The following is a 13339-nucleotide window of genomic DNA, read 5'->3' on the forward strand; positions in this document are numbered from 1 at the left end:
GGTCCGACCCGTCGAAGGGACACCACGCTGGACTTGCCCTGCCGGGAGGATCTCCCGGACCGCGCCGATGTTCCGCACACCCCGTCACCGGAGTACCTCGACGACGATAGCCCTCCTGATGCCGGCCGCATCTGCCGGCCCGTCGGTCAGGACTCCGGTCTGGCGGATTCAGGCCGGGTTTCGGTCGGATTCAACCGGGGTTCGGTCGGATTCCCGCCACCACAGGACGGTCCCCAGTAGCAGCAGGGTGACCACGTGAACCCCTGTGCACCACAGGCAGATGGCGTCGACCTTGAAGATCTCGACGTAGACCAGCCAGAGCACCATGACGGTGCCGACCACCACACCGACGAGACGCAGGACGCCCACCTCCCGGGTGAAGCGCGTGGGGGCGCAGAGCAGGGTCATGGCCAGGAAGAAGGCGAGACCGGCGACCGCCACCGGGACACCGGCGATCTCCGACCACTGACTGGTCGTGACCTTGAGGCAGTTGATCGCGCCGTTGTCGGAGCAGGCGAGGGTGGCAGAGTCGGTGAAGTGCTCGTACGTCAGGTAGGCCGAGATCAGCAGACCGACGAGGCAGAGGGCGAAGGAGGCCAGGGCCGGGGCCGACCGGGTGACCGGCCTGGTGTCCGTCATGCCGGGAGTTTCTGCGACGTCACAGCCGTCGAACTGCAGGCGGCGGCGGGCTGGTTGCCGGTCATCTTGCAGAGCACGGCCGTCATCATGTTGGCTGCCCCGAGCGCGCCCTTGGCCACGTCCGAGCCGGGATTCTGGAGGTCGGCGATGATCTGGGTCTGGGTGAGACCTTTGAGGGCCGTGGGCAGGTAGGACGCCCCGATGGTCACGTACTTGTTGCCGAAGTCGACGAACGGAATGCTGCCGGTCTGGCTGTCGTAGGTCGTGACCAACGCCTGATCCGCGGCGGTGGGAGTCTCCAGGGGCGTGTAGCCCTTGCTGATGTCACTCGCGTCGACCGGGATGTTCGTCGTCTCCTCGACGCCGGTGAACGACAGCAGCGAGCTGGTGTAGGTGGCGCCGTGGAACGACACGGTCGCTGTACTCGGATAGCTATCGATGGAGGAGGACGTCGTGGCGCCCAGCCCGGTGAAAGTCCCGAAGCGGGAGAGCGCGGCCACCACGGCCCATCGTTGGGCGGCGCAGAACGGGCAGTACTCGGCCCCGATGTAGACCACGCGCGGCTTGCCATCGGCGGTGAGTGCCGCGCCGGTGACGGCCGTCGGCGCCGAGACGCCGCTGCCGGCGCCCACCGTGTCGAAAGTGGCAGCGGGAATGCTGCCGAGAGACTTCGCCGCTGCCGCATCCAACGCGGTGGACGGTGAACCTGTTGCCGCGACCGGCTTCTGATTGGCCTTGACCACGACGAACCCGACGACGATCAGGATCACGATCAGGACCGGCGCGCCGATCGAGATCAACATGCGCCTCCGCCGGTCCTTCTTCTGCTGCTCCTCGCGGCGAAGTCGAGCCTGTTCACGTGCGGCTGCTGTCGCCGAAGACCTCGATTTCCCCGCCGGTTTCCGCGGACTGCTGCTGCTCACCTGACCGCACCTTCGTTCCCGCCGCTGTTGGGGTTCCTCGAACGCAGATCCTATGGCCAGCGGCCGTAGGGTCCCGGTAGGGAGACGTGCTGCCTCGATAGACACCAGCGTGCACGAAAGGGCTGCGAGCCGCGTCGGGGAGCGGTGGGAAACGTCAGTGACGAGAACCGCCGCCGCTGCGCTGTTGAACGAACGGCGGCCCCGGCACCTGGGGTCCGAGCAGTCAATCCACGTTCCCCATGAAGCCAGTACCCCACTTGGCCCAGCCCACACCCGGGCCTCTCGACCGGGCGGCTTCCGGGCCGTGTGATCGGCCTCTCGAGGCGTCAGTGGGCCAGCGTCTTGAGGAAGACGACCAGGACACCGAGCAGCATGATCGCGACGACCAGCAAGGTTGTGGCCCACCACCGCAGCGAGGCGCTCCGGACCGCGAGGAAGGCGAAGACGCCCATCTCCGCAACCAGCACCCAGACGCCCAGCCAGACCGCGGTGTGCACCGTCAGGAGTCCGAGTCCGGACAGAACCAGGAAGAGCAGCGGCAGGGCCGATGCGGCCATGATCTGACCCGAGACCCAGAACATGTGCCGAACCGATTTGATCCCGGGCATGGACTGGTGCGCACCGATGTGTGCGACGAACTCGGCGAGCACGCTTGCAGCCCACAGGCCACCGGTCGCCACCAGGACGTCCACCAACTTCTCCCACGGGTGATCGAGCTCCTGGTTGCCGGTGATGACCAGCAGGGTCGACAAGCACGAGATGGACCCGTAGATGCGTTCGCGCAGCGCAGACGCGGCAACGTCCGCCGTCAGACCTGTCGGGCGGCGGCTGCCTGTCGCGTTCTGTGCACCGGGAGCGCCGGCCGATGCTTCGGGCTTGGCGCTCGGTGTTCCGGGCGTGCCAGTGGTGGTGTCGACCGTGCCGGTCGTCCGGTCCGCCGGCCTGCCGACCGATTCGGCGCTCGTGCTCACGTCAGGGAGTGAACCAGTTCCGTCGCTCACCGGGCAACCGTCCTATCGGGTGCCTCCGACCTCAGCGCTGTACCCAGGTGACCAGGGCGTCCTGATCCAGTGGGCCATCGCCATTGAAAGCCGGGTACGGAATGTCGACTGGAAGCCCGTTCCCTTCGACGCAGCGGCCCTCCCGGTCGTAGGTCAGGGCACAGCTGATGGTGAGTCGGGTGTCGTGGGTGAGCGCCATCGACCGCGGTCGGCCGGACCCGCCGCACGAGGGTTCCCCTGCGACCAGAACGTGCGGGAGGCCCTGCAGACCCAGCAGGAAGTCCTCGCTCGCGGAGCAGGTCAACCCGTCGGTCAGTACGACAACCTCACCGCGCCAATGGTTTCCTCTCGAATCGTCGGAGGGCGGCCTGCCGTGCAGCGTCTGTCGCTCGCCCAGCTGCCCAGTCCCCGTCGAGTACCGGATGGTGCCGAGCGCGGTCTCGGCGCGAAGGAATCTGTCTCTGGTCGAAGTGGCCAGGGCCAGGTTTCCGCCGGCGTTTCCGCGGAGATCGACCACGAGGAGTTCACAGTCCGTCAACGATTCCAGCGCAGCATCAATTCGTCGGCTCGTGTTGATCGGATCGGTCCACGAGGAAATGCGCAGGTATCCGGACGCACGGCTGAGTCGTCGCCAGCTGACGGTCGCCGGCCCGGTGCTGGTGAGCGGCCCGGTAGTGGTCGCCGGTGCGGGGCGTTCTGTCCACGTCACGTGCCCTCCGCCGGGCGACTGTGCGATGAAGACGCGTGGGTTTGGAAAAGGCGTCGCCAGCAGCCGTCTGCCGGCCACGAGCGCTGCGGCGTGCGCCGGAGCACCTGATCTTGCTGACCACTCTGCTGGGCGCTCGTCGACGAGCGTCCATCCTGCGCGTGCGCCGGCCTCGTGGGCGGCGCTTCCGGCTGGGATCCGGACCAACGTCGCTGCCGAACCATCGATGCTCACTGCATACGGCGGGTGGAACATCGCCGTGGTGCTGTGCACCCAGGTGTGGACGTCGCGAAGCTGCGCGGTCCAGGCCTGCAGTGTCGCGAGCGGATCGACGGCGTGGCGCACCGGCGGGGCGTATTCCGCACAGATCGACTTCCACGCGAACCCTCGCTGCTCGAGTGCGGGAAAGCTGCCGGTGATCTCGGCCGTTACCCGCTCGATCACGCCTGATCTGTCCCGGGCAGGTCTGTCGGCGGCTTCTCGGCCCCCGCTCCTGACGACGGTGTGGAGCAGGCTCATCGTGGCCAGCAGACCATCCGGTCCGGCGGCCGTCGAGCGGAGTTGTTGCGTCTGCGGATCCCACTCGAGTGTCGGCTCGGCGGTCGGTGCCATCGACATCCGCCAGCGCGGGCCGTGGCCCGGATCCTTGGCTGTGACGGTCACGGACACACCGATGGCCGCCTCGAACTCGGCCTTCTCGGCCGTGAGCAGCGGCATCATGTCTTCGAGTTCGGTCGGCACCACCATGGTCATCGGGACATCCGACCGCAGCCCTGGAAGCATGCGCCGACCGTAGCCCCGGTCTCGGTGACCTCGTGCTCACAGCGCACTTCGACTGTTGCCTACTGACCGAAGCTGAGCCTGAGCCGGCCGTTGATCAGCTCGTTGATGCGCTTGCGGAGGTGGCCCAGCTTGGAAGCATCCGGCAGCGGTTCGTCCAGGAGCAGCGTCCTTCGAAGATCCGTCCCGCCGCGGCTGTCGGCGGGCAGGTCGAAGTGGATCAACGCGTCCGGCCGGGAGGGCCACATCGACGTCCAGACGATCGACAGCTGATCTGTGGTTGCTCGACCTTGGGCTGACTGATGTGTCAGGTCGGAGGCAGGCATGACGGAGGGGAAATGCTCGTCCGCGAGGAGTACCAGCCATTGCTGCGCTGATCAACTTCGACCGCTGCCGCGCTGATCAACTTCGCCCGCTGCCGCGCTGATCAACTTCCCGCGCATCCTCGCTGATCAACCTCGCAGGCGCTGATCAACTTCGCAGGCGCTCATCAACTTGCCGATTTTGGGAATGGTGAGACAGAAATAGACGACTTCGTACGCGCCGTCACAGATGATCAGCGCAATCGGCCAGCATTTGCGTCGCTGAAACATCGACGGCCACCGCCGTATTCCCGCGAAAAGGGGAACTGTCGGTGCCCCGATATAACGTCTTGTTCATGAAGGACACCGCATTCCCCGACACCCAGCAGACCCAGGACCTGCTGCACCTCGCGCTGCGGGTCGTCGGGCAACTGCGGGAAACGCAGTGGTGGCGAATCCAACACGCCGACATGCTCACCCTCGGCAAGCAACTGCAGCAACTGGCCAACCGGGTGTACACCGCCAACGTCCACCTCGCCGGCGAACTGGACGGCGAGAACATCGCCACCAAATACGGGTGCACCTGCACCGCGGCGCTGCTGCGGCAAAAGTTCAACATCTCCCCCGCCGAAGCCTACGGCCGGGTCAACGCCGCCCGGCAGGTCCTCCCCCGCGAGACCGACACCGGCGCCGTCCTACCACCGGCAATGCCCGCCCTGGCGGCCGCGATGGCCGCCGGCACCCTCACTGGCGAACACATCAAACTGATCACCGCCACCATGACCAAACTCCCCACCCTGCTGCCGGTGGAGGACCTGGAATTCTGGGAGGACTTCCTCGTCGACCACGCCACCCGGCTGGACCCCAACCCCTTCGAGAAGGTCTGCCGCAGCGTCCTGGACAAAGCCGACCCCGACGGGGACCTGGACGAGGAAACCGCCGCCGCCAAGATGGAATTCAGCTTCGGACGCCGCAACCTGCGCACCGGGTTGACCCCGATCAAAGGGCAACTGGACGACTACAGCGTCGAAGTGGTCAAAAAGGCCATCGACGGACTGTCCGCACCCCACCCCAGCACCACCACCCCCACCACCGGCAGCGGCAGCACCGGCACCAGCAGCGGCAGCGAGACCGACAGCACCTACAGCACCGCCAGCACCGCCAGCACCGGCGGCACCGACAGCACCGACAGCACCGACAGCACCGACAGCACCGACAGCACCGACAGCACCGCCAGCACGGACCGTGAGAACTGCGCTGCGACAGATCCTTCCGCCCGCGTCGACGACGAGGACGATGCCGACATCGAGGACGACCACGATCATGCCGACGTCGAGGACGACCACCATCATGCCGACGGATTCACGCGCGACAGCGGCAACGCCGACAGCGACGCGGACCCGATCGTCCCGAACACCGACACCGACACCGAACCCGACACCGACGGAGGTTCGGGTACCGACGGAGGTTCGGGTGCCGAGGCTTCCGGTGCCAGCAACGCCCACCCCGCCGGAACCGGAACCGGGACCGGTGCCGGGACCGGTGCCGGTGCCGGTGCCGGTGGCAAACCCGGCGCCCGGACCCACTGCGGGACGAAGGTGCGGGACCCGAGGTCGCCGGCGAACCGCCGCGCCCACGCCCTCATCGTGGCGCTCCGCGGGTTCCTGGACGCGGGCCTGGGACCGACCCAGGGCGGCGAACGGCCCCACATCACGATGGTGATGAACTGGGACGTCGTGAAAGGCGCGCTGACCTCCGCCGGGTACGACTCCGGCGGGGCGATCACCGCCGCCCAAGCCCGAAAATTCCTGTGCGACGCGCAGATCATCCCGGCCATCCTGGACAGCAAAAGTGAAGTGCTGGACATCGGGCGGGAACGCCGCACCTTCCCACTCGCCATACGCCGCGCCATCACCCTGCGGGACGGCGGATGCATCTGGCCCGGATGTGACAGACCACCCGGCTGGTGCGACTGCCACCACGTTGATTGGTGGCACCGAGACGGCGGCAACACCAGCTACAAAGGCGGTGTTCTGTTCTGCCCGTGCCATCACACCGAAATCCACAAAGGCGAATGGGTCGTGCAGATGGGCGACGACGGAATACCGGAGCTGATTCCACCGAAATGGATGGACTCGGAGCAAAAACCCCAGCGCAACAACATGCACCGACCCATGGGGGTGTAGCGGCCGATGTTCTGGTCCGAGCTGCCGTCGCTTTGATTGTTGGAACCGATGGTGCTCCAACGGATTGGCCCCGGGAGTGTCCGGTGGGAAGATTTCAGCGGACAGGCCGGCCCGACCGGCGCCAAGAGTCACCTGATGAACGGATATTCCGGATGACCGGACCAGAGCACCCCGAGCACCCAGAGCACCCAGAGCACCCCGAGCCCACAGAACAACCAGAGCCCCCTCAGGCCGAGGCGGACGCGCCACTGCTGGGCATCACCGGTTCGACCGGCATAGTGGGGCGGATGGTCGCCGATCTGCTGGCTGCTACCGGCACGCATCAACGGTTGCTGGTCCGCGACCGAGTTCGGGCGCCGAACATCGCGAACTCCGAGATCGCGGTGACCGACTACTCCGATTCGGCAACCGCTCTCGCGGCACTGAAGGGGGTCCGCACGTTGTTCATGGTGTCGGCCGCGGAGGCGCAGGACAGGGTCCGGCAGCACTGCACCTTCATCGACGCTGCGGTATCAGCCGGGGTGCAGAACCTCGTCTACCTGTCGTTCTACGCAGCTGCCGCAGAGTCCACGTTCACCCTCGGCCGGGACCACTGGGCCACCGAGGAGCACCTCCGGTCGACCGGGATCAACCACGTCATCCTTCGCGACAACCTCTACCTCGACTTCCTACCGGGTCTTGTCGGTGAGGACGGCGCCATCCGTGGACCCGCTGGAGACGGCCGGGTCGCTGCGGTCGCTCAGCGGGACATCGCGACCGCCGCGGCGAGCATCCTGCTGGACCCAACGGATCATCTCGGCCGCACCTACGCGTTGACCGGCCCGGAGGCCCTGTCGCTCGCTGAAGTGGCGGACATCGTCGGGACTGCGGAGGGCCGAACCGTGCGCTACATCGAGGAGACCGTGGGGGAGGCCTACGCGTCGCGTCAGTCCTACGGAGCGCCGCCCTGGCAGGTCGACGCCTGGGTCAGCACGTACACATCGATCGCCGTCGGCGAGATGGCCGGCATCAGCGACGACGTGCGGTTGCTCACCGGCCGTGCTCCGACCTCGCTGCGGGAGTTGCTCGGGGCGGGCAACTGACCGGAAATCTCCGTTGGTGAGCACGGCTAGCATCGAACAACAGGCCCCGGGACCCACCGGGACCGAACCGGGGACGCATGGGCGTCCCACTGAACAAGGAGTTCCCTCGTGTCCGTCGCCGTTCATTCCCCCGCAGCTGCGCGCGTGAGGATCCCGGCCGGCACGACTGCCTCACACGCGGTGGGGGAGGCGGGGCTTCCACGGAACGGGTCGAACGCCGTCATCGTCGTGCGGGACGAGTCCGGGCAACTGCGCGATCTGGCCTGGACCCCGTCTGCTGATGCCGAGGTCGAACCGATCGCCGCGAACACCGAGGATGGGCGCTCCGTCATCCGGCATTCGGCCGCCCACGTGCTCGCGCAGGCCGTCCAGCAGCAGTTCCCGGAGGCGAAGCTCGGAATCGGTCCGCCGATCCGAGACGGCTTCTACTACGACTTCAATGTCGAGAAGCCATTCACCCCCGAAGATCTGGTTGCGCTCGAGAAGCGGATGAAGCAGATCGTCAAGGCCGGGCAACGGTTCTCACGCCGCGTCTACCCCTCGGCAGGAGAGGCGCGCGCCGAACTCGCGAACGAGCCTTTCAAGCTGGAACTCGTCGACCTCAAGTCGGACAACAGCGTCGACACCACCGAGATCATGGAACTCGGTGCCGGTGAGCTGACCGCCTACGACAACCTCCACGCGCACACCGGTGAACGGATCTGGGGCGACCTGTGCCGCGGGCCGCACCTGCCGACCACCAAGCACATCCCGGCCTTCAAGCTGACCAAGTCGTCGGCCGCCTATTGGCGTGGGGACCAGAAGAACGCCGGCATGCAACGCATCTATGGCACAGCCTGGGAGGATCAGGAGGCCATGGACGCCTACCTCTTGGCGCAAGCCGAGGCCGAACGTCGCGACCACCGCAAGCTGGGCAACGAGCTGGATCTCTTCAGCTTCCCCGACCAGCTCGGTTCCGGCCTTGCGGTGTTCCATCCCAAGGGCGGCATCATCCGGAACGAGATGGAGCAGTACTCGCGGCTGCGGCACATCCAGGCGGGTTACGAGTTCGTCAACACCCCGCACATCACCAAGGGTCAGCTGTACGAGACCTCGGGCCACCTCGACTGGTACCGGGAGGGCATGTTCCCGGCCATGCACCTGGACGCCGAATACAACGACGACGGGACAGTGCGCAAGCCTGGCCAGGACTACTACCTGAAGCCGATGAACTGCCCGATGCACAATTTGATCTTCGACGCGCGGGGCCGTTCCTACCGCGAACTCCCGTTGCGGCTCTTCGAGTTCGGCACCGTCTACCGGAACGAGCCGTCCGGTGTGATCCACGGGCTGACCAGGGCCCGCGGGTTCACCCAGGACGATGCGCACATCTACTGCACCCGCGAGCAGATGCGCGACGAACTGGCCAGCCTGCTGCAGTTCGTGCTGAACCTGCTCAAGGACTACGGCCTTGACGACTTCTACCTGGAGCTGTCCACCCGCAACCCGGAGAAGTCCGTCGGCGACGACGCCACCTGGGAGGAGGCCACCGCCACTTTGGCCGAGGTGGCCACCGCCTCCGGGCTTGAACTCGTCCCGGACCCCGAGGGCGCGGCGTTCTACGGTCCGAAGATCTCGGTGCAGGCCCGGGACGCGATCGGCCGGACCTGGCAGATGTCGACCATCCAGCTCGACTTCAACCTGCCGGAACGCTTCGAGCTCGAGTACTCCGCAGCCGACGGCACCCGGCAGCGGCCGGTGATGATCCATCGTGCACTCTTCGGTTCCATCGAGCGGTTCTTCGGTGTGCTCACCGAGAACTATGCGGGTGCGTTCCCGGCCTGGTTGTCGCCGGTGCAGGTGGTGGGAATCCCGGTCGCGGAGGCATTCGGGGAGCACCTCGAGGCGGTTGCGCTGTCGGCCAAGGCCCTGGGCGTCAGGTTCCAGGTCGACCATTCGGACGACCGGATGCAGAAGAAGATCCGCAACCACACCACCGGCAAGGTGCCGTTCATGCTCCTGGCCGGGGCGAACGACGCCGAGAACGCCGCGGTGTCCTTCCGGTTCCGCGACGGGTCCCAGATCAATGGTGTGCCGGTCGCCCACGCTGTCTCCGCCATCCAGAGTTGGATCGCACGCCGGATCAATCTCTCCCCCGACAGCGAGAACTTCGCCGGGATCCTTGCGGAAGTCGGTGGGGGAGACCCGCAGGTTCTCGGTGGCTGAGTCGGCGGGCGCGGGCGTCGAGCTGGAACGCCAGGACGGGGTCGGCATTCCGGACCGGTGGGCTCGGCTGTGGACGCCGCACCGCATGGCGTACGTCACAGCCGGCGATCGGGAGACTGTCGACGGTGGTAACGGATGCCCGTTCTGCCGCATTCCGACCCTCGAGGACGCGGAAGGTCTGGTGGTGGCGCGGGGTGCGGCGGTCTATGCCGTCCTCAATCTGTTCCCCTACAACCCCGGTCACCTGATGCTGGTGCCCTACCGTCACGTGGCCGACTACACCGAACTCGAAACCACGGAGCGCACCGAGCTGGGGGATTTCACCAGCCACGCGATGACGGTGCTGCGCAAGGTTTCCGGCCCGCACGGGTTCAACATCGGCATCAACGCCGGTGACTCCGCCGGTGCCGGAATAGCTGCCCACCTGCACCAGCATGTGGTTCCGCGGTGGGGCGGAGACGCGAACTTCATGCCCGTCATCGGGGCGACCAAGGTCCTACCCCAGCTGCTCGGGGAAACGCGCGCTCTGCTCGCCGACGCCTGGTGACCCGCCGGCCGGCGGGCCATCGAACCGACGACACCGATTTCCCGGCTGCGCCGAAGGTGCTGACGCGCCGACTATTCTTCAAGAACTTCCGCTCCCGGCACCACCGCTGATCCGATCTTGCAAGGGGTTACCGACATGCTCAACGCCATTGCGCGAGGCTCGGTATCCAAGGTCACCGATCCGATCGGTCGAGGTCTGCTGCGGATGGGGTTGAGCCCCGACCTGGTCACGGTGATCGGCACCGTCGGCGCGGTCGCCGCCTCCATCGCGCTCTTCCCGGCCGGGCACCTGTTCTGGGGAACGGTCGCCGTCACGATCTTCGTGTTCTTCGACCTGTTCGACGGCGCCATGGCCAGGGCGCGCGGGTACGGGACGAGCTTCGGTCTGGTGCTGGATGCCTCTTGCGACCGCATCGCCGACGGCGCACTCTTCGGCTCGCTGGCCTTCTACTCGTTCGTGACCAAGCACGACGCACGGCTCGGCGTCGCCTGCCTGATCATCCTGGTGGCGGGCCAGGTGATCTCCTACGTCAAGGCCAGGGCCGACTCGGTCGACCTGCACGTTGGCGGTGCGATCGCCGAACGTGCCGAGCGCAACGTGCTGGGTCTGGTCGGTGCAGGTCTGGCCGGGCTGGGCCTGACGCTCGCGCTGCCGATCTGCCTCTGGCTCCTGGCCGCCGCCTGCCTCGTCACCGTCGTGCAGCGCCTCTACCAGGTGCGGACCGCAGCCAAGGACGTCGGACGGGCCGGCGCTGCTGACCAGGGAGCCGCCGGGCTCGGGCCGGCCAGCGGCCGCCAGCGGTGAGCAAGACTTCCGATGCCCTGATCTCGTTGGGATACCGGGCCGGATGGGCTGCGGCCGGGAAAGTACCGGAAGGGCTCGCCTACCGCATCGCGGATCTGGCCGCCGACCGCGCGATGGCCCGTCGGGGTCCTGCCGTCGTGCGCTACGCGAGAAACCTGTCGAGGGTGCTCGGCGACCGGGCCACACCCCGTCGGCTGCACGAGGTGACCGCCGCGGGGTTGCGGTCCGCTGCGCGGTTCTGGCTCGAGACGTTCCGCCTCCCCTCGATGGACCACGATGAGGTCGCCGCCCGGTCGCTCTCCGAGACCACCGGCATGGAACACATCGGGGCCGCGGTCGCCGCCGGCCGCGGGATGGTGCTGGCTCTGCCGCACTGCGGCAACTGGGACGTCGCCGGACTGATGCTGGCCCACGAGTACGGATCGCTGACGAGTGTCGCCGAACGACTGAAACCGGAGAGCCTGTACCGCAAGTTCCTGGAGTTCCGGCAGTCGTTGGGCATGGAAATCCTCCCTTTGACGGGTGGCGCGACCCCGACCTCGACGCTGCTCAAGGAGCGGTTGCGGGCAGGCGGCGTCGTGTGTCTGCTCGGCGATCGGGACCTGACCGCGAGCGGTGTGCCGGTGACGTTCTTCGGGGAGCCGACCAGGATGCCCGCCGGGCCGGCCATGCTGGCAGCCTTGACCGGAGCCGACCTCTGCGTCGTCGATCTGAGTTTCACCCGCAATGGCTCCGAGTGGGGTTGGAAGCACACGATCACGCCGCCGATCGAGCTGCCCGGGACGAGGTTGGCCGAGCGGGTCAAGCTCGGTACCCAGGCGATCGCGACCGAGTTCGAGCGTGGCATCTCCCGCCATCCGCAGGACTGGCACATGTTGTCGCCCCTGTGGTTGGCCGATCTGCCGGCTGGACACGCGGCCCTGCCGGGGGTGGATCGGTGAGGGTCGGGCTGGTCTGTCCCTACTCGTTCGACATCCCCGGTGGCGTCCAGGGTCATGTGGCCGATCTCGCCCACACCCTGATCGACCTCGGCCACGAGGTGTCGGTACTCGCACCGGGCGACGACGACGGCGACTTCCCGGACTTCGTGGTGCCGGCCGGGCGCAGTGTCGGTATTCCCTACAACGGATCGGTCGCCAGGCTCTCGTTCGGACCGGTGTCGTACACCAGGGTCAGGAGGTGGATGCGGGCCGGTAATTTCGACGTGCTGCACCTGCACGAACCGGTGGCGCCGAGCCTGTCGATGCTCGCCCTGATGGTTGCGGACGGACCGATCGTGGCCACCTTCCACACCGCCAATCCCCGCTCCCGGATGCTGACGACCTTCCAGGGCATGCTCCAGCCGTTCCTCGAGAAGATCACCGGACGGATCGCCGTCAGCGAGTTGGCTCGTCAGGTCCAGGTCGAGCACCTGGGTGGCGACGCCGTCGTCATCCCGAACGGTGTCGACGTCGCGTCCTACGCCGCCGCTCCACCACTCCCGGGTTATCCACGCAGGGGCGGCACCATCGGCTTCATCGGACGGTTCGACGAACCGCGCAAAGGCATGGCCACCCTGCTGGAAGCCCTGAGACTCCTGGTCGTCGATCGGCCGGACCTCCAGCTGCTGGTGGCCGGTAGCGGGGACGAGAAGGAACTGCTGGAAGAGGCGGGGGAGCTGGCCGACCATCTGCGCATCCTCGGGTTGATCTCGACGCCGGACAAGGCTTCCCTGCTCCATTCGGTCGATCTCTACTGCGCACCGAATACAGGTGGCGAGAGCTTCGGGATGATCCTCACCGAGGCGATGAGTGCCGGGTGCCCGGTGGTGGCCAGCGACCTCGACGCCTTCTCGCGGGTGCTCGAAGCCGGAACCGCCGGAGTACTGACGCCCGTCGAGGATGCCCCGGCGCTCGCGGCCGCCATCGGCGGGTTGTTGGACGATCCTGCCCGCCGCGTGTCGATGGTGGCCGCGGCCCGCCTTGCGGTGGCCGCCTACGACTGGCCGTTGGTCGCGGCCAAGGTCGTCAGGGTCTACGAAACGGTGATCGCTGCCGATCCGCGTTCGGTGGTCGCGGCGGACTGACATGCTCTGCGATATTGCATTGTCCCGACGCTCCCGGCTCCGGTCCCGCGCACGCCAACACTGCACACGCCAACACCGCACCCGCCAACACCGCACCCG

12 protein-coding genes are annotated in these 13339 nt (G+C 67.1%); 7 read left to right on the plus strand and 5 right to left on the minus strand.

Annotation, left to right across the window (positions count from 1 at the left end; genetic code table 11):
• Positions 1–168: 168 nt before the first annotated feature.
• From ABIB25_RS16710 to ABIB25_RS16730, 5 genes are all read right to left on the minus strand, one after another.
• Positions 169–639 carry a vitamin K epoxide reductase family protein gene (locus ABIB25_RS16710; RefSeq protein ID WP_354529608.1) on the minus strand — a complete coding sequence of 157 codons (471 nt, stop codon included), beginning with the start codon at positions 637–639 and terminating at the stop codon, positions 169–171.
• A complete protein-coding gene (locus tag ABIB25_RS16715) occupies positions 636–1562 on the minus strand; it encodes a DUF929 family protein (RefSeq protein WP_354529609.1) in 927 nt (308 codons plus the stop codon). The genes ABIB25_RS16710 and ABIB25_RS16715 overlap by 4 nt, the downstream gene beginning before the upstream one ends.
• Before the next feature lie 326 nt (positions 1563–1888).
• Complete coding sequence (locus ABIB25_RS16720) at positions 1889–2533, minus strand: hypothetical protein (RefSeq protein WP_354529611.1); 645 nt, start codon at positions 2531–2533, stop codon at positions 1889–1891.
• Positions 2534–2594: 61 nt separating this feature from the next.
• Positions 2595–4052: a S41 family peptidase gene (locus ABIB25_RS16725; RefSeq protein ID WP_354529612.1), complete on the minus strand. Its 1458-nt coding sequence runs from the start codon at positions 4050–4052 to the stop codon at positions 2595–2597.
• 59 nt (positions 4053–4111) lie between these two features.
• Positions 4112–4375, minus strand: coding sequence for a hypothetical protein (locus ABIB25_RS16730; protein WP_354529613.1), 264 nt, complete (start codon positions 4373–4375; stop codon positions 4112–4114).
• Between the two features lie 332 nt (positions 4376–4707).
• On the opposite strand from ABIB25_RS16730, the gene ABIB25_RS16735 reads away from it, so the two are divergent.
• The 7 genes from ABIB25_RS16735 to ABIB25_RS16765 all read left to right on the plus strand — a co-directional run bounded on the left by ABIB25_RS16735 (position 4708) and on the right by ABIB25_RS16765 (position 13240).
• Positions 4708–6537 carry an HNH endonuclease signature motif containing protein gene (locus tag ABIB25_RS16735; protein WP_354529614.1) on the plus strand — a complete coding sequence of 610 codons (1830 nt, stop codon included), beginning with the start codon at positions 4708–4710 and terminating at the stop codon, positions 6535–6537.
• Between the two features lie 152 nt (positions 6538–6689).
• The gene (locus ABIB25_RS16740) at positions 6690–7619 is read left to right on the plus strand and encodes an SDR family oxidoreductase (protein WP_354529615.1); all 930 of its coding nucleotides are present in this window, start codon (positions 6690–6692) and stop codon (positions 7617–7619) included.
• A gap of 108 nt (positions 7620–7727) precedes the next feature.
• Positions 7728–9824, plus strand: a complete 2097-nt coding sequence (gene thrS / locus ABIB25_RS16745; protein WP_354529616.1) for a threonine--tRNA ligase — start codon at positions 7728–7730, stop codon at positions 9822–9824.
• On the plus strand, positions 9817–10371 hold the full coding sequence (locus tag ABIB25_RS16750) for an HIT family protein (RefSeq protein ID WP_354529617.1): 555 nt from the start codon (positions 9817–9819) through the stop codon (positions 10369–10371). The genes thrS and ABIB25_RS16750 overlap by 8 nt, the downstream gene beginning before the upstream one ends.
• 135 nt (positions 10372–10506) lie before the next feature.
• Complete coding sequence (gene pgsA / locus ABIB25_RS16755; RefSeq protein WP_354529618.1) at positions 10507–11175, plus strand: phosphatidylinositol phosphate synthase; 669 nt, start codon at positions 10507–10509, stop codon at positions 11173–11175.
• Positions 11172–12116, plus strand: coding sequence for a phosphatidylinositol mannoside acyltransferase (locus ABIB25_RS16760; protein ID WP_354529620.1), 945 nt, complete (start codon positions 11172–11174; stop codon positions 12114–12116). The genes pgsA and ABIB25_RS16760 overlap by 4 nt, the downstream gene beginning before the upstream one ends.
• On the plus strand, positions 12113–13240 hold the full coding sequence (locus ABIB25_RS16765; protein WP_354529622.1) for a glycosyltransferase family 4 protein: 1128 nt from the start codon (positions 12113–12115) through the stop codon (positions 13238–13240). The genes ABIB25_RS16760 and ABIB25_RS16765 overlap by 4 nt, the downstream gene beginning before the upstream one ends.
• The last annotated feature ends 99 nt before the right edge of the window (positions 13241–13339 follow it).

Origin of the sequence: Nakamurella sp. UYEF19, assembly GCF_040546275.1 — a bacterium.
GTDB lineage: Bacteria > Actinomycetota > Actinomycetes > Mycobacteriales > Nakamurellaceae > Nakamurella.